We start from the raw sequence: 21,032 nt of genomic DNA on the forward strand, positions 1-21,032 counted from the left end.
ATGATCAACGTAGACCTGCAACAACTCATCCAGGCGCTGGACGCCGAAACCCGTCGCGATCTGGAGCGTTCGGCCGAGCGCTGCGTCGCCCGTGGCGGCAGCAAGATTCTGGTCGAGGACCTGATGCTGGGCTTGCTGGAGCGCCCGAACGGTCTGCTCTCCCGTGCGCTGCAGGATGCCGACGTTGATGCCGGCGAACTGAGCGCCGCGCTGCAATCGCGGGTCGAGCACAGCGCTTCGCGCAACCCGGTGTTCGCCCCGGAGCTGGTGCAATGGCTGCAGGACGCGCTGCTGGTGGCCAACCTTGAACTGGGCCAGACCTCGGTCGAAGACGCGGCGCTGATCCTCGCGCTGCTGCGCAACCCGATGCGTTACGCCGGCAGCCGCTACCAGCCGTTGCTTGCCAAACTGAACATTGATCGCCTGAAAGAATTTGCTTTGTCGCAGCAGCCTCAAGCAGCGGCCAATGGCAAACCGGCCGCCCAGGGCGAATCGCTGCTGGAGCGCTTCACCCACAACCTGACCCAACAGGCCCGCGACGGCAAACTCGACCCGGTGCTGTGCCGCGATGGCGCGATCCGCCAGATGGTCGACATCCTCGCCCGTCGTCGCAAGAACAACCCGATCGTGGTCGGTGAAGCCGGTGTCGGTAAAACCGCCATCGTCGAAGGCCTGGCCTCGCGCATCGCCGCCGGTGAAGTGCCGCAGGTCTTGAAAGGTGTTGAACTGCTGTCGCTGGACATGGGCCTGTTGCAGGCCGGCGCTAGCGTCAAAGGTGAATTCGAGCGTCGTCTGAAAGGCGTGATCGACGAGGTCAAAGCCTCGCCGAAGCCGATCATCCTGTTCATCGACGAAGCCCACACCCTGATCGGCGCGGGTGGCAATGCCGGCGGTTCCGATGCGGCCAACCTGCTGAAACCGGCGCTGGCCCGTGGCGAATTGCGCACCATCGCCGCCACCACCTGGGCCGAGTACAAGAAATACTTCGAGAAAGACCCGGCGCTGGCCCGTCGTTTCCAGCCGGTTCAGTTGCACGAACCGACCGTGAGCGAGGCGGTGACCATCCTGCGCGGCCTGGCTCAGGTCTACGAGAAGAGCCACGGCATCTACCTGCGCGATGACGCAGTGGTGTCGGCAGCCGAGCTGTCCGCCCGTTACCTGGCCGGTCGCCAACTGCCGGACAAGGCCGTCGATGTGCTCGACACCGCCTGCGCCCGCGTGCGCATCAGCCTCGCCGCCGCCCCGGAAAGCCTGGAGCGCCTGCGTGGTGAACTGGCTGAAGGTGGCCGTCAGCTTCAGGCCCTGCGCCGCGATGCCGAAGCCGGTCTGCTGATCGACCACGAAGCGCTGGAGGCACTGGAAGCGCGTCTGGACGAAGCCGAAACCGAAATGGTCGCACTGGAAACCCTGTGGACCGAGCAGAAACAACTGGCCGAGCGCCTGCTGGAACTGCGTCAGCAACTGGCCAAGGCCCGTGAAGCGGCGGCGGTCGAGCCGACAGTGACTGTTGAAGAAGACGCCGAAGGCACGGTGATCGAAACCGTGGTCGCTGAAGTTGAAGAAAGCCAAAGCGTTGAAGCGCTGGAAGCGCAACTCAACGAAACCCACAGCGCCCTGACCGCCGCTCAGGTCAAGGAGCGTCTGGTCAGCTTCGAAGTCTGCCCGCGTCTGGTGGCCGAAGTGATCAGCGCCTGGACCGGCGTGCCGCTGGCGCAACTGGCCCGCGAGCACAACGCCAAGGTCGCCAGCTTCGCCACCGACCTGCGCACCCGCATCCGCGGTCAGGAACAAGCCGTACACGCACTGGATCGCTCGATGCGCGCCACCGCTGCGGGCCTGAACAAGCCTGACGCACCGGTCGGCGTGTTCCTGCTGGTGGGCCCGAGCGGTGTCGGCAAGACCGAAACCGCCCTGGCACTCGCCGACCTGCTGTACGGCGGCGACCGCTTCATCACCACCATCAACATGTCCGAGTTCCAGGAGAAGCACACCGTTTCCCGCCTGATCGGTGCACCGCCAGGCTACGTCGGTTACGGCGAGGGCGGCATGCTCACCGAAGCGGTGCGCCAGAAGCCGTACTCGGTGGTGCTGCTCGATGAAGTCGAAAAGGCTGATCCGGACGTGCTCAACCTGTTCTACCAAATCTTCGACAAAGGCGTGGCCAACGACGGCGAAGGGCGCGAGATCGATTTCCGCAACACGCTGATCCTGATGACCTCGAACCTGGGCAGCGACAAGATCAGCGACCTCTGCGAAGACGGCGCGCGTCCGACTGCCGAAGTGCTGGAAGAAACCATTCGCCCGGTGCTCAGCAAACACTTCAAACCGGCGCTGCTGGCGCGGATGAAAGTGGTGCCGTACTACCCGGTCGGTGGCCCGGTGCTGCGCGAACTGATCGAGATCAAACTCGGTCGTCTGGGCGAGCGCCTGAACCGCCGTCAGCTGGACTTCAGCTGGTGCCAGAACCTCGTCGATCACCTGTCCGAGCGCTGCACCCAGAGCGAAAGCGGTGCGCGTCTGATCGACCACTTGCTCGACCAGCACGTGCTGCCGCTGGTGGCCGACCGCCTGCTCGACGCCATGGCCACCGGTGAAAGCCTCAAGCGCGTGCATGCGACGCTCGATGGTGAAGCCAGCGTGACCTGCGAGTTCGCCTGAGGTGAGTGTGATGTTCACTCAAGTGCCGCAGCCACTGCTCTATGCCGAAGCGTTGCTGGCGCAGTTCGCCAGCCTGTCGCGTTCGGCGGACGGTGCTGCGCTGCTGGGTGACTTCGTGCGCGGCGTGGCCGGGTTGAGTGGCTGCGAATTGGCGCAGCTGTATCTGCTCGATGCCACCCACACGTGCCTGGGGATGAACGCCGAGTGCCTCGACGGCCTGCTGCAACCGCGTGGTGCGGCGAGCCTGCCGGCGGACTACAACGGCGAGCAATTGCTGCAATTCGCCCTGTGCCAGAACCGCGTGGTGTGCCTCGACGACCTGGGCGGCAGCCTGCACGAAACCAGTTTCCTGCCGGCGTCGGCCAAGCCGTGGCAGTCGCTGTTGTGTGTGCCACTGGTCAATCAGCAGAAGGCCGTCGAGGGTCTGTTGCTGTGCGCCAGCCGTCGTCATACCGATCTGCAAGGCTTCGCCGATTCCCTCGGTCAACTCGGCTCGTTCGTGCTCGGTCAGTTGCATCTGCTGCAACGCCTGCGTCAACCGGTGGACACCGTTGCGCCGGCGGTTCGCAGCGTGCCGAGCATCAGCGGTTACGGCCTGATCGGTAAAAGTGCGGCCATGCGCCAGACCTATTCGCTGATCAGCAAGGTCCTGCACAGCCCGTACACCGTGTTGCTGCGCGGCGAAACCGGCACCGGCAAGGAAGTCGTGGCGCGGGCGATTCACGATTGTGGGCCGCGTCGGTCCCAGGCGTTCATCGTGCAGAACTGCGCGGCGTTCCCGGAAAACCTGCTGGAAAGCGAGCTGTTCGGCTATCGCAAAGGTGCGTTCACCGGCGCCGACCGCGACCGCGCCGGGCTGTTCGACGCAGCCAATGGCGGCACGCTGTTGCTCGATGAAATCGGCGACATGCCGCTGTCGCTGCAATCGAAACTGCTGCGCGTGTTGCAGGAAGGCGAGATCCGCCCGCTGGGTTCCAACGATACCCACAAGATCGACGTGCGCATCATCGCCGCGACGCACCGCGATCTGTCGGTGCTGGTCAGCGAAGGCAAATTCCGCGAGGACCTGTATTACCGCCTCGCGCAATTCCCGATTGTCCTGCCGGCCTTGCGTCAACGCGAAGGCGACATCCTCGATCTGGCGAAGCATTTCGCCGAGAAGGCCTGTGCCTACTTGCAGCGGGACCCGGTGCGCTGGTCCGATTCGGCGCTCGAGCACCTGTCCGGTTACACCTTCCCCGGCAACGTCCGTGAACTCAAGGCGCTGGTCGAGCGTGCCGTACTGCTGTGCGAAGGCGGCGAGCTGCTGGCCGAGCATTTTTCCCTGCGCATGGAGCCGATGCTCGAGGACGACAGCAGCCTGAACCTGCGCGAACGCCTGGAGAAAGTCGAGCGCACATTGCTGCTCGATTGCCTGCGCAAGAACGACGGCAATCAGACCCTCGCCGCCCGCGAACTGGGCCTGCCCCGGCGCACGCTGCTGTATCGGCTCGGTCGTTTGAACATCAATCTGGGTGACTTCGATGGGTAGGCAAAAGTCCGTCGGTTTCACCTCGTCCGCTTCTATCAGCGCCGCCCGAAAGGGTCGGCGCTTTGTGCTTTGTCTACACCTGGAGACCCTCTGATGTCTGTTCGTCACTGGCACGCTGTCCTGCTGACCCTCGTCGTTCTATGCGGCCTCGGCGGCTGTAGCGGCAATTACAAATTCAACGATAACGATTACCGCCCATTGGGTGATCCGCAGGCGGTCAATCGCGGCAAGTGACCGCAAGGAGCATCAAACATGGAATTGGTTTTCGAAATGCTGAACACCAAGCAGTTCGTGCCCACCGAGCTGTGCCAGCGGACCTTCAAACAGGCCGGCGGCGTGATCGGGCGGGGCGAGGACTGCGACTGGATCATCCCTGACCGCAAGCGTCACTTGTCCAACCACCACGCCATCGTGAGTTATCGCGAGGGCACGTTCTTCCTGACCGACACCAGCAGCAACGGTGTCCAGGACGGCGACAGCGGCGCACGTCTGCACAAGGGCGAACCGGTGCGCATCGAACACGGCAGCACCTACGTGCTGGGCGACTTCGAGATTCGTGCGCGACTGGTGCGCGACCCGGCGACCTTTGACGGTGAAGCAGGTCTGCCGCGGGCCGCCGGCACCATCATTCCGGATGACGCGTTCCTCGACCTCGACCCGCTGAAATCGCTGGAGCAGCAAGAGCGCGTGTACTCGGAATTCGAGGAAATGCTCGCGCCGACCACCGACCCGGAAGACTCCCGTCAGCGCGCCGACTACGCGCGCATCGACATGGAAAGCCTGATGGTGCCGGAGCTGATCGTCGAGCCCAAGCCGGAACCTGCGCCGGCTCCGAAAGAAGTCGAGCGTCAGCCACAGGGTTTCTGGGATCACTTCGGTGCGGCACTGGGTGTCGATCTGAAAGGCCTGAGCCATGACGAACGCGAGGCGCTGGCGGTCAATGCGGCACGTCTGCTGCGCCAGAGCATCGGCGGCCTGCAACAGAGCCTGCGTACCCGTTCGGAGCTTAAGAACGAGCTGCGTCTGGCCCAGACCACCGTGCAAGGCACCAACAAAAACCCGCTGAAATTCGCCGTCGATCCGAGCGAAGCGCTGGACATCCTGTTGCAGCCGCACAAGCCGGGGCACTTGCCGGCAGAGCAGGCGATCTCCCGTGCGTTCCGCGACTTGCAGGCGCATCAGGTGGCGCTGCTGACCGCCAGCCGTGCGGCGGTGCGCGGCACCCTGGAACACTTCTCGCCGGAGCAGTTGACCCTGCGTTTCGAGCGCGACAACAAGCCGTTGCTCGCCACTTCCGGTGGCCGCTGGAGAGCGTTCAACCGCTACCACCATGCGCTGCGTCAGGACGACGACTGGAGCGAGCGCCTGCTGGCTCGCGACTTCGCCCAGGCCTACGAAGAACAGATCCGCCTGATCTCCACCCTCCACACCGACCACCAAGGATGATGCGCATGTCTCGCCGCTCGACCGCTTTTTTCCAGACGCTGACCGCGCTCACCCTGATGGTGCTGCTTGCCGGTTGTTCGTCGCTGTCGCCGTATTCGAAAGTGACCAAGATCAACCTGAAGCTGACCGGCAGCGATCAGCTGAACCCGGACCTCAACGGTCGTCCGTCGCCGATCGTGGTGCGCCTGTTCGAACTCAAGCACCCGGTGACCTTCGAGAACGCCGATTTCTTCAGCCTCTACGAGCGCGCCAAGGAATCCCTCAACCCGGATCTGGTGGCCAGCGAAGAACTCGAACTGCGCCCGGGTGAAACCGTGGAACTGAAACTCAGCGTGGAGGAGGGCAGCCGCTACATCGGCATCCTCGCCGCGTATCGCGACCTGCCGGAAACCAAATGGCGCCACACGTTCCCGATCACGCCACTGGAAGTCACCGAAGCCGATCTGACCCTGGATCAGGCCGGTATCCGCAAGACCAACGAAGTGCTCGCCAAGGCGGATGACTGATCATGAATACCCATAAAGTCATCTGGCAGGAAGGCATGCTGCTGCGTCCGCAGCACTTCCAGCACAACGACCGCTACTACGATCACCAGATGAAGACCCGCACCCAGTTGCTGGGTGGTTACACCTGGGGTTTCCTGAATCTCGAGATCGACTTGCAGTTCCTCAACATGGGCAAACTGGTAATCAGTGAAGCCTCGGGGATCCTGCCGGACGGCAGCCTGTTCGAACTCGGCGGCAACACCGAACCGCTGGCCCTGGACATTCCGCCGAACACCGGCAATACGCCGATTTACCTGGCGCTGCCGCTGGTCACCGGCAACCACATCGAGGCCCGTCGTCCGGAGCAGTCCGACGTGCTGGCGCGCTACACCGCCTATGAAACCGAAGTGGCCGACTCCAACGCCGGCGACGATTCGGCGAGCCAGGTCAAATGCGGTCGCCCGGACTTCAAGCTGTTGCTAGGCGAGCAACAGAGCGACCAGGCCTACGTGAAGCTGAAGATCTGCGACGTGCTCGATACCACGCCGGACGGCGTGATCAGCCTCGACCCGGACTTCGTGCCGACCTACATTCAGGCCCACGCCTCCAGCTACCTGCTGTCGTGCCTGAAAGAAGTGATCAGCATGCTCGGTCACCGGGGCGACACCATTGCCGAGCGGATTCGTTCGAACGGCAAGGTCGGCGGCGCGGAAATCGGCGACTTCATGATGCTGCAACTGATCAACCGCACCGAACTGCTGCTGCGCCACTACCTGGGCCTGGAGCAGGTTCACCCGGAAGAGTTGTACCGCACGCTGCTGACCATGCTCGGCGATCTGGCGACTTTCTCCAGCGACAGCAAACGCCCGCGTCTGGACAGCCGTTACTCCCACGCCGACCAGGGTGCGAGTTTCCGCAAACTGATGGAGTCGATCCGTCAGGTGCTGTCGATGGTGCTGGAACAACACGCCATCGAACTGATCCTGCAGGCGCGTCAGTACGGGATCATCGTGTCGCCGCTGCACGACCACAAACTGCTGGGCTCGGCGTCGTTCGTGCTGGCAGCCAGTGCCAACTGCGACTCCGAAGAACTGCGCAACCGCTTGCCTGCGCACCTCAAGGTCGGCCCGGTGGAGCGCATCCGCCAACTGGTCAACCTGCACTTGCCGGGGATCAAGGTCAAACCGTTGCCGGTGGCCCCGCGGCAGATCGCGTTCCACTCCAACAAAACCTATTTCATCCTCGAACTCAGTTCCGAAGACCTGGCGCAACTCGAGCGCTCCGGCGGCTTCGCGTTCCACGTGTCCGGCGAATTCGCCGAGCTTGAACTGAAATTCTGGGCCATCAGGAACTGACCGACATGATCAAGGACATGGAACACAACCAGGACGACAAAACCGTCCTGCTCGACCGTCAGGGCCATGGCCCGGCGGCGAGTCCGCTGACCGACTTCGCCGCGCCGCCGCGCTTCGAACAACTGGAAGAACGGATGATCTACGCCGCGCGCCTGCGCCCGGCGGAAGCCTTCAACATCAGTCTCAATTCGCTGGTGGCGGCGTCGTCCGACCTGCTGTCGGAAGTGGTGCGCCTCAAGCACAGCGAAACCCGCGAAGACCTCTACGCGCTGAACGAGCGCCTGACCGCCGGGCTCAAACTGTTCGAAGTGCGCGCCCTGCACAACGGCGCCGAAAGCAGCCAGGTGATGGCCGCCCGTTACGTGCTCTGCACTGTGGTCGACGAAGCCGTCGTGACCACGCCGTGGGGCAACGAAAGCGAGTGGTCGCAGATGAGCCTGCTAAGCAGCTTCCACAACGAAACCTTCGGCGGCGAGAAGTTCTTCCAGCTGCTCGATCGTCTGTCGAAAAACCCGGTCAAGCACCTGCCGATGCTGGAGCTGATGTACCTGTGCCTGTCCCTCGGTTTCGAGGGCAAGTACCGCGTGCAGGCCCGCGGCATGCTGGAACTCGAAGGCATCCGCGACGCCCTGTACCGGCAGATCCGTCAGTTGCGTGGCGACGTGCCGCGTGAATTGTCGCCGCAGTGGGAAGGCCTCAACGATCAGCGCCGCAATCTGGTGCGCATCGTGCCGGCGTGGATGGTGGTGCTGTTCACCTTCGTCTGCCTGGTGATGATGTATTCGGGCTTCGCCTGGGTCTTGGGCGAGCAGCGCGACACCGTTCTGCAACCTTATCAGCCGCTTGATCCGGCCGCGGTCCAGCCGCAGTCGCAGCCGTAAACAGGGACGTGTGATGAAAAAGTTTTTCAAGAAAGTCGGCGCCTTCCTGCGCCAGACCTGGGTCTGGACCTTGCTGCTGGTGCTGTTCGTGGCGCTGCTGGTGTGGTTTGTCGGCCCATTGTTGGCAGTGGACGACTACAAGTTCTGGGAGAGTTCGACCTCGCGCTTGCTGACCATCGCCGTGCTGTTCCTGATCTGGGGCCTGACCATGGTCTTCGTCAGCTGGCGCGCCGGTATCCGCAAGAAAGCCGTCGAGGAAACCGAAGACGGCCAGGACCGTATCCGTCGCGACGACCTGATCGAAGAAGAGCAGAAAGAGTTGAAGGAGCGTTTCAAGGACGCCCTGAAAACCCTCAAGACTTCGAGCCTGTATCGCGGCCGCAGCGAGCGCTGGCGCAGTGACTTGCCGTGGTACTTGCTGATCGGCCCGCAGGCCAGCGGCAAGACCAGCCTGCTGGATTTCTCCGGGCTGGAATTCCCGATCAACAAGATCGACCGCAAGCTGACCCGTGATACCCACGGCACCCGCCACTGCGACTGGTACTTCGCCGACCACGGTGTGCTGATCGACACCGCCGGCCGCTACCTGACCCAACCGGATTCGGAAGTCGACGGCAGCGCCTGGACCACTCTGCTGGAGCTGCTGCGCAAGCGTCGTCGCGGTCGTCCGCTGAACGGCGTGCTGGTGACCATTCCGGTGGAAACCCTCACCGGTGGCAGCGAGCAGGACATCGACACCCTGGCCCGCCAGGTGCGCGCGCGTCTGCAAGACGTGTATCAGAAGCTGCACGTCGACGTGCCGGTGTATCTGGTGCTGAGCAAGGCTGACAAGCTGCTGGGCTTCGACGAGTTCTTCGATCAACTGACCCGCGAAGAAAGCGATCAGGTGCTGGGTACCAGTTTCCGCAAGGATCAGGTCGGCACCGACGTGGCTGTGCTGCGCGGCGAGTTCGAAGAGCTGCTGCGTCGCCTCAACAGCCAGGTGATCATGCGCATGCACTCCGAGCGCGACACCCAGCGCCGTGGCCGCATCCTCGACTTCCCGCACCAGATGGGGCAGATCGGCGAGCGCCTGTGCCTGTTCGTCGACATGGCGTTCACCGGCAACCGCTACCAGCGTGCGACACAACTGCGTGGTTTCTACCTGACCAGCGCACCGCACCTGACCCAGGAAATGGATTCGACCACCGCCGGCATCGGCGCCAGTCTGGGCATGAGCGCCGGCGTGCTGCCGACCCTGCGCAGTGGTCGTTCGCGTTTCATCCACCACTTGCTCAGCCGGGTGATTTTCCCCGAAGCCGATCTGGCCGGGCTGGACAAGCGCGAGCGCAGCCGCATCCATTGGGGTCAGCGTGCGTTGTACGTCGGTGCACTGGGCGCGCTGGTGCTGTTCGGTATGCTCTGGGCCGGTGGTTTCTCGGCCAACTGGGAGCGTCTGGAAAACCTGCGCAACCTGGCGCAGAACTGGACGCAGCAGCGCACGGCACTGTCGCCGCGCGACGATGCCATGGGCACGCTGAAAACCCTCGACACCAGCTACGCCGCGACCCAGGTGTTCCCGAAGAAGGGCGACGCTGCGTACCACGAGCGCGTCGGTCTGTATCAGGGCCAGGACGTCAATCCGGTGGTCAAGGAGGCTTACGAGCGCGAGCTTGAAAAGCAACTGCTGCCGCGCGTCGCCACCATGCTCGAAGGCCAGATCCGCGCCAACATGAAGGACCGCGAAAAGCTGATCAACAGCCTGCGCGCGTACCTGATGCTGAACATGAAGGATCGCCGCGATGCGGCATGGCTCAAGGATTGGGTCGCCACTGACTGGTCCCAGCGCTACACCGGCAACACTGCGGTGCAGAACGGTTTGAATGCGCACCTTGAGCGTCTGCTGAAGCTGCCGTTTATCTATCCGCTCAACGAGCAACTGGTGACTCAGGCCCGTCAGGTTCTGCGCAGTGAATCGCTGGCGGCTGTGGTTTACCGCATGCTCCGCGAGCAGGCACGCAACCTGCCGGACTACCGTTTCAGCCAGCACCTCGGCCCGCAGGGTTCGTTGTTCATCGGCACCGAATACGTGATTCCGGGTTTCTACACCCAGACCGGTTATCAGCAGTATTTCTCGGTGCAGGGTTCGGCGCTGGTCACCGACATCCTGCGTGACAACTGGGTACTGGGCGAAGGCGCGGGCATCAGCGACATGGATCTGCGTCGCCTGATGGTCGAGCTGGAGCAACTGTACTTCCGCGACTACGCCAACTACTGGAGCGAGGCCGTTGGCCAGGTGGCGCTGCCGCCGATCAGCGATGCCGGTGAAGGCGCCGAGCAACTGGCGGGCCTGACTTCGGCCAACTCGCCGGTGCTGGCGCTGCTGACCGAAGTTCGCGAAAACACCCGCTTCCCGGCGGCTCCTGAGCCGGTGGATGAAGCCGGTGACGCCGCCGATGCGCTGGCGGGGCAGAAGGGCAAACTGGGCAAGGTCGGCAAACTCGCTTCGGCGTTGACGGACAAGGCTGCGGCCATGAACGTGGCGAAAAACCTGCCGGACACCGCCAAGAAGGCCCTGCAACGTCGCTTCGAGCCACTGCATAAACTGCTCGACGACAACAACGGCCCGGCCGCTGACCTGACCCCGGCCTTCACCGCACTCAACGACCTGCAACTGCAACTGGCGGGCCTCGCCCGTTCCAGCACGCCAGAGCAGGCCGCGTTCGAACTGGCCAAGACCCGCATGAGCGGCCAGCGTGATGCGCTGACCAACCTGCGCAATGCGTCGGGTCGTCTGCCGCGTCCGCTGAGCGTGTGGTTCAACGTGCTGGCCGAAGACTCGTGGCGCCTGGTGCTCAACGATGCCTACCAATACCTGAACGGCCGCTATCAGAGCGAGCTGTACAGCGTGTATGGCAAGACCATCAACCAGCGTTACCCGTTCAGCGCATCGAGCACCAGCGATGTGGCGATCAGCGATTTCCGCGAGTTCTTCCGGGCTCAAGGCACCATCGACCGCTTCTTCGACAACTACATGCGTCCATTCGTCAGCGGTGATCCGGGCAACTACCGGATGCGCAGCATCGACGGTCGCAGCCTGCCGGTGTCCAAGGTCTTCCTCGACCAGATGGCGGCTGCACTGAACATTCGCCAGAGCTTCTTCTCGATCAACCCGGCCGAGCCGACCGTGCAGTTCAAGCTTGAGCCGTACACCCTCGATCCGGCGGTCAGCCGTTCCGAGTTCAAGTTTGGCGACAAGACCATGGAATACCGCCACGGTCCGATCCTGCCGATGAACTTCAAATGGCCGACCGATGCTGAAGACGGTCGCACCAGCCTCGTCATGGACAAGATGGCCGGCCGCCCGATCGGCATCGAGAAGAACTCCGGCCCGTGGTCGCTGTTCCGTCTGTTCGACCTGATGCAGACCGAGTACCTGACCGGTCGCGACGTGCTGGTGCTGAAAGCCGACGTGGGTGGCCTGCGCGCCAACTACCTGCTGACCAGCCAGCGCACGCCGAACCCGTTCGACATGGGCGTGATGCGCACCTTCCGTATGCCGGTGCAGCTCTGATGCTGGTGGCCAGTCCCTGGCGCAGCGCGGCGCGAACCGACCCGGGCAAGGTGCGGTCGCGCAACGAAGATGCCTTCCTCGACACCCCGCAGCATGGGCTGTGGGTGGTCGCGGACGGCATGGGCGGTCATCAGGGGGGCGATATCGCCAGCCAGTTGATCGTCGCCAGCCTGGCTGAACTGCCGCAGCACGAAGACTTCGACGAACGCCTCAAAGCCATCCGCCAGTGCCTGCACTGGCTGAACCGGCGCCTGGGGCAGGAGTTGACCGTCACTGCCGGGCGTCACGACAGCATCATGGGCAGCACCGTCGTGGCGCTGCTGGTGGAAGGCAATCGTGCGGCCTGCATCTGGGCCGGCGACAGCCGTTGCTACATGTGGCGCGGCCAGCGGCTGTATCAGCTGTCGAAGGACCATTCGCTGCAGCAGCAACTGATCGACGAGCAACAGATGAGCGTCGAGCAGGCGGCGGCGCACCCCGCGGCCCAGGCCTTGACCCGGGCGGTGGGAGCGGCGGAACAACTGACCCTGGATGTGCTGGAGCTTGAGGTCTATCCGGGCGATGTGTTCCTGCTGTGCAGCGATGGTTTGTATCAAGGCCTGAGCAGCGATGCCCTCGGCAATGCCCTCAGCCTGGCGGCGCCGCATGTGGCGCTGGAACGTCTGTTCGACGGCGCCCTGCGGGGTGCCGCCCGGGACAACTTGACTGCCGTGGTGATCCGCCAATGACTGAAATCGAATCCTCAGTCGACGACTTGCTGATGAGCGAAGAGCAGGCCAACAACCTGACCTACTTCGCCTTCGCCAGGGAAAACAAGGCAGAGCCTTTGCTGGCGCCGACCAAGGCCAGCATCGGTGTACTGCCGGACGTACTCGCCGGCCGCTATCACCTTGAGCGTCTGCTCGGGGCCGGCGGCATGGGTGCGGTTTACCGGGCCCGGGATCTGCTGCACGAACAGTTCGGCGATCCCGATCCTTACATTGCGCTGAAAATCCTCAGCGAAGAATTTGCCGAGTCGCCGGACGCCAGTGCCGTGCTCTACAGCGAGTTCGCCCTGACCCGACGCCTGCGCCACGACAACGTGCTGCGACCGCACACGTTCGAAGTGGACACCGATTGCCAGCGGGCCTTCATCACCATGGAACTCATGCGTGGCCTGACCCTGGACAAACTGCTCTGCGAGCGGCCGCTGGGCCTGCCGTGGAAAGAACTGCGCGACATCGCGCTGCCGCTGCTCGACGCGCTGGCCTACGCCCACCGTCGCGGCGTGCTGCACGGTGACATGAAACCGAGCAACGTCATGCTCTGCGAAGACGGCGTGCGCCTGTTCGACTTCGGTCTCGGGCAAGCCGAGGAGGGCATCCTGCCCGGCCTGCCGCACCTGAGCCGCGAGCGCTTCAACGCCTGGACCCCGGGCTACGCCGCCCCCGAACTGCTTGAGGGCCAACCGTTGTCGGCCAGCGCAGACGTGTACGGCGTAGCCTGCGTGATTTATGAACTGGCGGGCGGCAAACACCCGTTCCGCCGCTTGCCCTCGACCCAGGCCCGTGACGAACACCTGGATCGCGAACTGCAAGCGCCGGCAAATCTGCCGACACACTGCTGGCCCGCGCTGCGCACCGCGCTGGCCTTTGACGCGGCAGAGCGCAACATTTCCGCCGACCAATTGCGTGACGCCTTGGGCGCCACTTCGTCCTGGTTGCAGCGTTTGCGACTGCGGGCGTAACGGATGACATTCGAACAGGGAGCACACTATGTTCAACCCAGCTAACGAAACGCACTTCAGCCTGACGGTCGAAGACTACGTGGGCGACCTGCAAGTGCTGTCGTTCACCGGCACCGAAGGCATCAGCCAGCCGTTCCGTTTCGACCTGGAACTGGTCAGCGAAAACCCGGATCTGGACCTGGAAAAACTCCTGCACAAGCAGGCGTTCCTCGCCCTCGACCCGCAAGGCTCGGGCATCCACGGCCAGATCTACCGCGTCGCCCAGGGCGATGCCGGCAAGCGCCTGACCCGTTACAAAGTCTCGCTGGTGCCGCAGCTGCAATACCTGCATCACCGCACCAACCAGCGCATCTACCAGCAGATGTCGGCGCCGAAAATCATCGCGCTGATCCTCGACGAGCACGGCATCAAGGGCAACGCCTACAGCTTTCAACTGAGCCAGCCGTGCCCGGATCGCGACTACTGCGTGCAGTACGACGAAACCGACCTGCACTTCGTCCAGCGCTTGTGCGAGGAGGAGGGCATTCACTACCACTTCCAGCACAGCAAGAAAGGCCACCTGCTGGTGTTCGGCGATGACCAGACCGTGTTCCCGAACCTCGGCCAGCCGACCGCGTATGTGCAGGGTAGCGGCATGGTCGCCGAAGAGCCGGTGATCAAAGGCTTCCGGCTGCGTCTGGAAACCCGCACCAGCCGCACCACCCGCCGCGACTACGACTTCGAAAAACCGCGCCTGCAAATGGAGGCCGCATACAAACCGGACGGCGAGAGCACTGAGCCGGATCTCGAAGACTACGACTACCCCGGCCGCTTCATCGACCGCGCGCGCGGCAAGTTCCTCAGCCAGCGCGCCCTCGAACGTCACCGCGCCGACTACCGTCAGGCCGAAGGCCGCAGCGACCAGACCAAACTGGTCAGCGGCCACTTCATGGAAATGTCCGACCACCCGCGCAGCGAGTGGAACGACCTGTGGCTGTTCACCGAAATCTTCCACGAAGGCAAACAACCGCAAGTCCTCGAAGAGTCGGTGACCAGCGACACCACCGACAACAAGGACGACTTCCACCAGGGCTACCGCAACCGCTTCCTCGCCACCCCGTGGGACGTGTTCTACCGCCCGGCCCTCGAACACCCGAAACCCCGCGTGCTCGGCAGCCAGACCGCCATGGTCACCGGCCCCAAGGGCGAAGAAATCCACTGCGACCAGTACGGCCGCATCAAGGTGCAATTCCACTGGGACCGCGAAGGCCAGGCCGACGATAAAACCAGCTGCTGGCTGCGCGTCTCCAGCAGTTGGGCCGGCGACCGCTACGGCGCCATCTCGATCCCGCGCATCGGCATGGAAGTCCTCGTCACCTTCCTCGAAGGCGACCCCGACCAGCCACTGGTCACCGGCTGCCTGTACCACAAGGAAAACCCGGTGCCGTACGCCTTGCCGGCGAACAAAACCCGCAGCGTCTTCAAAACCCTCAGCTCCCCGGGCGGCGGTGGCTACAACGAACTGCGCATCGAAGACAAAAAAGGCGCCGAACAAATCTTCATCCACGCCCAGCGTGACTGGGATGAAAACGTCGAACACGACCAGAAAATCCGCGTCGGCAACGAACGCCACGACACCGTGGTGAAGAACACCTACACCGAACTGAAGGCCGAAGAACACCGAACCACCATCAGCGACCGCAAGATCGAAGCACGGATGGACGACCACCTGACCATTGGTGAGAACCAGCATGTGAAGCTCGGGACTGCACAACTGACCAGTGCCGGGAAAGAGATACACATCAAGGCTGGGGACAAGATTGTCATTGAGGCGGGGACTGAGCTGACGATTCTCGGCGGCGGCAGTTTCATCAAGCTCGATGGCGGTGGGGTGACGGTGGTTGGGCCGGTGGTGAAGATCAACGCCGGGGGCTCGCCGGGAGCAGGCACTGGCATCGGGATCAAACCGCCGGTGCTGCCGGGGGCGGCGGATAAGGATAAGGCGGGGAGTTTGATGGATCAGGCGTTGTTGAATGCGCCGCCTGAGAAGGTTAAGCCGAAGGCTTTTTTTGTGTTTTCTGAGTGATCGACATGAATGGTTTGTTGAAGAAGAGGAATGGCTTCGCCGTAGCGGCTTTCACCGCCTCGCTGCTGAGCATGTTTCATGGCAGCGCTTATGCAGATGAGTGTCCGTCTGAGGACTTTTCCCAGTTCCTGCCAGCGTTCTCTGCGAATGCTGAAACTCAGCAACGGTTGACTGCGATGACGGTGAAGTCGCTGGTATTGAAACCGGTTGGTGAGCACGGGGTTTTTGAACCGCAAACGACGGGAGTCAAGAGCTCCAGTTTGCCATTTCCGCTAATGTCGCTTGTGGGCACAGACAAGACTGAAGGCGTGGTGGTCGAAGCGATCGACGATAGTCATTTCAACGTAGTGGATAAACGGGCGGGCAACAGCAACATCAAGATTTTTAACTTTTCTCGCCAAGCGTGTTGGGTGCTTGAGGGTGTTGAAGATTGGTCGATCAGAGAGAAAGATCTCGTAGAGGCGAGCAATGCCCACATGAGCGAGGCAGAGAACTTTTGCTTCCAGCGTGCAGAAGCCTTCAGAGGCCTGGGGGGGCTAGAACAGTACCGACTCACAGGTGAGTTATTTGAAGCTTCTTTGGAAAACTACCTATGCGCAGCAGCTTCCGGTGACCCTCAGGCTAGTTTGAATGCTGCAAGTTTGAGCCTTTCTGGCATGGCTCCGCAGCTAGAAACTAATAAAGTTGAACAGCTATTCAAGGCAGCAGCGACCACTTTGCCTGAGGGTGCGATGAGCCTTTCGTTGTTTTACTGCGATGGAAACAATGTTTCCTCTGATGCTCCATGCCAGCATCCAGCAGAGGCTGAAGAAGCGTTGACGCAGGCGGCCCGTATGGGAGACGCCTTTGCAACAAATGCACTCGGTCGAGCCTTTGAAACTGGAGAATTGGTTACTAAGGACATGTCCAGAGCGATTGCCTGCTACCAACTCGCTGCTCAAAAAGGCAGCAAAGGGTCTATCGCACATTTGGAACGTCTAAATAAGCAGCCTGCTGGAATTGCTAAAGCCAGCTATTGCTATTGATTATTGCAGGAAGCAGAAATGACTGAACCACTGGATTTATCTGGAAATTACACCAGCGCGAATTATAGCTATAAGGAGGGCGGAAATGGTTACGCCGTAGAGAATGGTAAAAAAATTGTCGACTGTTCTCATATGGTTAACTTGTTGCTGACGGGGGCGGGTTACGAAGTTCCTTATCAGAATACCGCCGGGCTTAATAGCCAGGAAGCGCTCAAATATTATGATGTAATAAGCCCAGCTAATGTGAAGCGGGGAGATATCGTACTCTGGATTAATGCAACGTCAAATCATCAAAATAAGACGTTAAACCATACAGGTATTGTAGAAAGTTATGACAGTACGCTGGATTCTGAGTTTGGAGAATTCTTCGGAGCACAAAGTTCTGGGCCAGCCACTGCCAAATTCGGTGCCTTTGGGAAGGCTTGGTATTGGCCAGTCCCTACAAAATTCTTAAGGGTTAAAGAGTCGACTCGGACGGGGGGGGGAGCTCCAGCTCCCGCACCGGCAGCTGCGGGGGCTGCACCATTGATGAGTTTTCAATATCCATTCAGAAAACCAGATGGTAAGCAGTTCACTGGAGCAGATGAAGTATACAAAGCCCTTGAAAACGAAACTTCTGGTCACTTCTTGCTTGGCAGTAATAAATTCTGGCATGGCGGAATTCATATCAGCAGTGCAAGTGCTCCGCAATGCGTATTAGATGAGCCAATACGCTGCATTGCAGATGGTGAGGTGGTTGCTTATCGGCTTAATAAAGACTATTTGGAGTCAATATTTGACGCCGACGGTGATAACAAAAAACTAAAATATTCAAACTCATTTTGTTTGGTTCGGCACGAATATAAGTCCGTACCTAACGCAGAGGAAGGTGCGAATAAGAATAAGCAAAACAAACTAGTATTTTTTAGTCTGTATATGCATCTTTTGCCTTTCGAACGCTATCCTTTGCCGTCTGTGGATGTACCCAAGCCCAAAGTAACGATGATGGTTGGTGATTTTAATGCATACGAGGAGCTTCCTGTATCCAGCAGTATAGTTTCTTTAGGTAAGTTGGCTAAAGGTTCCAAGCTGGAAATTTTAGATCAAAAGCCTATTGCTGATACCGATCGTATATATGCTAAAGGCAAGATCATTTCTGGTGATGTGAAACTAGGTTCTCAGAAAACAAAAGAGGTAGGCGGTGAGGTTTGGTTTGCTTATTTGAAGGGCGGTGAGCCGTATAAAAATAACGCTGGTGATAGAATTTGGACTGCTGATAAGGTGCCGGAACGGGAGCGCCCTAATTACTGGCAGGGGAAAGTGAGGGGGACAGTTGTTAATAAACTTCCTCTTTATGAGGCCCCCCTAGATGCAAGCAATGGAAAACCGGCAGGCGCTCCGCACGGCACTATGCAGTTGATTATGAATAGTGTCGTGGAATTCGACAGTCAGAAGGTACTTAATTTAGTATTAGGCACGTCAGTGAGGCGAATGGCTGAATGTACTTTGATAAGTGGCGATCTGGTTGCTGCTGGAAATATACCGCCTAAATTTTGGGCGTGTGTCGAAAATACGCCGGAAAACAATGTGTTGAAGTGGAATGTAACTGAGCCGGCGGCTGTTGATTCTGTTTTAAATGTTGGTGTCGGAATTAAGGCAGGAGATCCGGTAGGGTATCTAGGCCAAATAGAAAATATTACTGAGGCAGGAGATGTCAGCGAGAAATTTCAGGTTCATGTAGAGGTTTTTACTGCTGATGCAAGTGTTGAAGATTTTTTAAAAAATACTGCTGGTTTGAAAACTGGGAAGAAGTATTTGTCCGTGGTAAAAGGTACTTCCCTTAGGCTAAAACCACCAGCGGCGGGAAACGTGATTCTCAAGGAGTCGCACGCTATCGATTTAAGCAAGATAGCAATTTATAAGGACTCGCAAGAATGGTACGAGGTTAATGTCAAAGACGAAGGTCAAAGTGTGGCTGGATTGATAAAAAAAGCCGGCGCGCCGTTAATCTCGCAGCATGATTGGGAGAAGCTCGGTTTTCAAGTAGTTGAAGAGTCGAACGCTACTGCTGATGGTTTTCTCGATCCGAACGATATGCCAATTTTTTTCAAGAAATTGTTTGATAATATCGATAAGGACAATAATAAAGAAATAGATGCTTCAGAGTTGGCTGATGCGTTGAAGGATACTGATACGCGCTCCCAATGGTCAAAGCTTGTCGCCAGGCACCCAACTGAGTGGAAAGATAAGGCTAATCAACCAAAATGGAGCCGTCTGGATGACATTTTGGCTCATTCGCCAAAACTAAAAGCCCATGAGAAAGAGAGGATCGATAACTTTATCTTCTGGGAGGAGCTATCTGGAAAGGCTTCACCTGAAACCAGTCTGGTTTGGCATTTTCATCCTATAGAGTTTGTCTCAGGGTTTACCTCCTCTGTTTCGGAGTTAATTTCTTTCGATCAAATGAAGAAAATGTTTCCGGACTCTTCTGAGGAAAAGCGTGAAGAGGTTAGGGGGTTGTTTAATAAGTATGCTGATCGTTTTGAAATCAACACCGCACCGAAAATGGCACAATTTTTTGCCCAAGTTAAAACTGAGGTTGGTAGTGCGTTGGTAGGAAAAGTGGAAGATCTTTGGTATTCGGCTGAAGCTCTCAGATCTAAGTTTGGAAGATATTTTAATACCTACCCTGCCGAAGCGGAATTGTATGGGTATAAGCGTATTACGATGGCGCAGTATAATGCGTTAAGTCCCGCGGCGAAAAGTGCCTATACGGTTCGAAAAAATAAGGCTTATTCTCAGTTTCCCAATGAAGATGAGATAGCAAAGCGTATCTATTGCTGCAACTCGGCTCAAGGTGCATTTGTGTTGACTGCGGGTGGCTGCGAAGAAGGTAAAAAATATAAAGGTAAAGGATTTATCCAGCTAACATGGAAGTCGAACTATCAGGCGGTAGAAGATCGCTTAAAACAAAAAATTCCTGAAGAAACCATTGAGATGGTTTCTAATCCAGATCAATTGCTGGATACGAAAATAGGGCTCTTATCGGCTATGGGATTTTGGGATGTGAATAATATAAATAATCTAGTCGCACCGGACACGGATTCCACCAATAAAATTACGGAAGTTGTTAACAAGCATACTGACAGCTATGGGGAGCGTAGAACTAATTTTACCGCTATCTATCAGGAGCTCAATAAGTGATTAGTTCAAAAAAGGTTTTGGGGCTACAGATTTTTTTGTTTGCCACTTTTGCTAGTCAGTTTTCGTGGGGAGACCCGAGCGAAAATCTTCCTTCCCCGGAGAGAGTGAAAAAAGAGCTTGCTATAAATTTGATTTCCGGAATGGGGGCTCAAAAGCTCATAGTTGAAAAAAATGATAATGCATCACTTCCCGATAAATTGGTTTTGCTTGCTGATGTATCGGGGGAAAGAAAAGTTATTTTTAGCGCAAATTCTGCATTGGCTAAAATTAACAATGCGTATTCACCTAGTAGTTTTGATGGCTTTGAAGTGTCGGTTCTGCAAGGTGTCGATAAAGTTATAAGTGTTGTGGATTCTCAGGCGGAGACTTATACGTTTAATTCGGACTCGCACGTTGTAGGAGATGTTGTGAGCTTAATTACCAAAAAAGAAGATGAGGTCACACATAATTTTAACGTTCAGTTTCAATATGATGCCGCTCGTAAAATAGTTGCGGTTAGTCAGCTTGTGTATACGGTTAATAATGACTCTTGTGATCGGTCTCTTAAGAGTGCCTATGTGTTACCTGTGAATGACTTGATTTCCAAATCCCTCGAGAGTTTTGATGGGGCTGGTGCATTTGAGTATCTTCAGAAGTTAAATTTTGAAATTCAAGAAGGTCGAATTAATCGGCAGAAGCTCATGTCGTCATTTGTAGCGTCGACGGCTGATCAAGCACTAGCGGCATTTAAAGGGAATGACAAAAACAAACTAATCAAATCTATGGGGGGGCTTGTTGCCGATGGGGGCGATAGCGAATCGTGCGCGCCTGAGAGTTATATAGCTGAGGCTTACTACTACCCTGATAAAGTTAGTTGGTCTAACGATCTTGGTTTTTTGTTTGCTGAGGCTGGGTACTATGCGGAATCTGTTGAGCTGCTAAAAAAAGTCATTTCTGAAAATCCAGAAAGAACGGTCGCCTACTTAAATATTGCGGATGCTTACTGGGGTCTAAGTCGAAAGGAATTAGCGGCGGAGAACTACAAAAAATATAGTTCTATGATGCAGCAGTCAGGTAAGGTTGCGAAAATTCCAAAGAGAGTTGTGGAACGATCTGGCTCTTGACTATCTGGTGCAGTCGCTTAA

General features: G+C 58.5%; 14 protein-coding genes. All 14 read left to right on the plus strand.

The genetic code is table 11. The features are described from left to right. Positions 1–2,658, plus strand: coding sequence for a type VI secretion system ATPase TssH (gene tssH / locus AC07NR_RS10945; RefSeq protein ID WP_495078556.1), 2,658 nt, complete (start codon positions 1–3; stop codon positions 2,656–2,658). A gap of 10 nt (positions 2,659–2,668) precedes the next feature. Further along, positions 2,669–4,189, plus strand: a complete 1,521-nt coding sequence (locus AC07NR_RS10950; protein WP_495078557.1) for a sigma-54 interaction domain-containing protein — start codon at positions 2,669–2,671, stop codon at positions 4,187–4,189. A 93-nt stretch (positions 4,190–4,282) separates the two neighbouring features. Further along, the gene (locus tag AC07NR_RS10955; RefSeq protein ID WP_003229566.1) at positions 4,283–4,423 is read left to right on the plus strand and encodes a hypothetical protein; all 141 of its coding nucleotides are present in this window, start codon (positions 4,283–4,285) and stop codon (positions 4,421–4,423) included. Positions 4,424–4,441: 18 nt separating this feature from the next. Continuing rightward, complete coding sequence (tagH, locus tag AC07NR_RS10960) at positions 4,442–5,635, plus strand: type VI secretion system-associated FHA domain protein TagH (RefSeq protein WP_085708836.1); 1,194 nt, start codon at positions 4,442–4,444, stop codon at positions 5,633–5,635. A gap of 5 nt (positions 5,636–5,640) precedes the next feature. After that, positions 5,641–6,141 (plus strand): type VI secretion system lipoprotein TssJ, encoded by a 501-nt coding sequence (gene tssJ / locus AC07NR_RS10965; RefSeq protein ID WP_423204555.1) that lies wholly within the window; start codon positions 5,641–5,643, stop codon positions 6,139–6,141. Positions 6,142–6,143: 2 nt separating this feature from the next. Beyond that, entirely contained in the window at positions 6,144–7,475 is a 1,332-nt protein-coding gene (gene tssK / locus AC07NR_RS10970; protein WP_085708838.1) for a type VI secretion system baseplate subunit TssK, read from the plus strand. A gap of 5 nt (positions 7,476–7,480) precedes the next feature. Beyond that, positions 7,481–8,356 carry a type IVB secretion system protein IcmH/DotU gene (gene icmH / locus AC07NR_RS10975; protein ID WP_085708839.1) on the plus strand — a complete coding sequence of 292 codons (876 nt, stop codon included), beginning with the start codon at positions 7,481–7,483 and terminating at the stop codon, positions 8,354–8,356. A 13-nt stretch (positions 8,357–8,369) separates the two neighbouring features. Next, positions 8,370–11,909: a type VI secretion system membrane subunit TssM gene (tssM, locus tag AC07NR_RS10980; RefSeq protein ID WP_495078558.1), complete on the plus strand. Its 3,540-nt coding sequence runs from the start codon at positions 8,370–8,372 to the stop codon at positions 11,907–11,909. After that, the gene (locus AC07NR_RS10985; RefSeq protein WP_039765158.1) at positions 11,909–12,637 is read left to right on the plus strand and encodes a PP2C family protein-serine/threonine phosphatase; all 729 of its coding nucleotides are present in this window, start codon (positions 11,909–11,911) and stop codon (positions 12,635–12,637) included. The genes tssM and AC07NR_RS10985 overlap by 1 nt, the downstream gene beginning before the upstream one ends. Continuing rightward, positions 12,634–13,635, plus strand: a complete 1,002-nt coding sequence (locus AC07NR_RS10990; protein ID WP_495078559.1) for a serine/threonine-protein kinase — start codon at positions 12,634–12,636, stop codon at positions 13,633–13,635. The genes AC07NR_RS10985 and AC07NR_RS10990 overlap by 4 nt, the downstream gene beginning before the upstream one ends. A 28-nt stretch (positions 13,636–13,663) precedes the next feature. Further along, entirely contained in the window at positions 13,664–15,700 is a 2,037-nt protein-coding gene (locus AC07NR_RS10995; protein ID WP_495078560.1) for a type VI secretion system Vgr family protein, read from the plus strand. A 5-nt stretch (positions 15,701–15,705) separates the two neighbouring features. Then, positions 15,706–16,725, plus strand: coding sequence for a tetratricopeptide repeat protein (locus AC07NR_RS11000; protein WP_495078561.1), 1,020 nt, complete (start codon positions 15,706–15,708; stop codon positions 16,723–16,725). A gap of 18 nt (positions 16,726–16,743) precedes the next feature. After that, positions 16,744–19,908 (plus strand): hypothetical protein, encoded by a 3,165-nt coding sequence (locus AC07NR_RS11005; RefSeq protein WP_495078562.1) that lies wholly within the window; start codon positions 16,744–16,746, stop codon positions 19,906–19,908. Further along, the gene (locus AC07NR_RS11010) at positions 19,905–21,011 is read left to right on the plus strand and encodes a tetratricopeptide repeat protein (RefSeq protein WP_495078563.1); all 1,107 of its coding nucleotides are present in this window, start codon (positions 19,905–19,907) and stop codon (positions 21,009–21,011) included. The genes AC07NR_RS11005 and AC07NR_RS11010 overlap by 4 nt, the downstream gene beginning before the upstream one ends. Positions 21,012–21,032: the final 21 nt, after the last annotated feature.

Source organism: Pseudomonas sp. GW821-FHT09C09 (assembly GCF_059418105.1).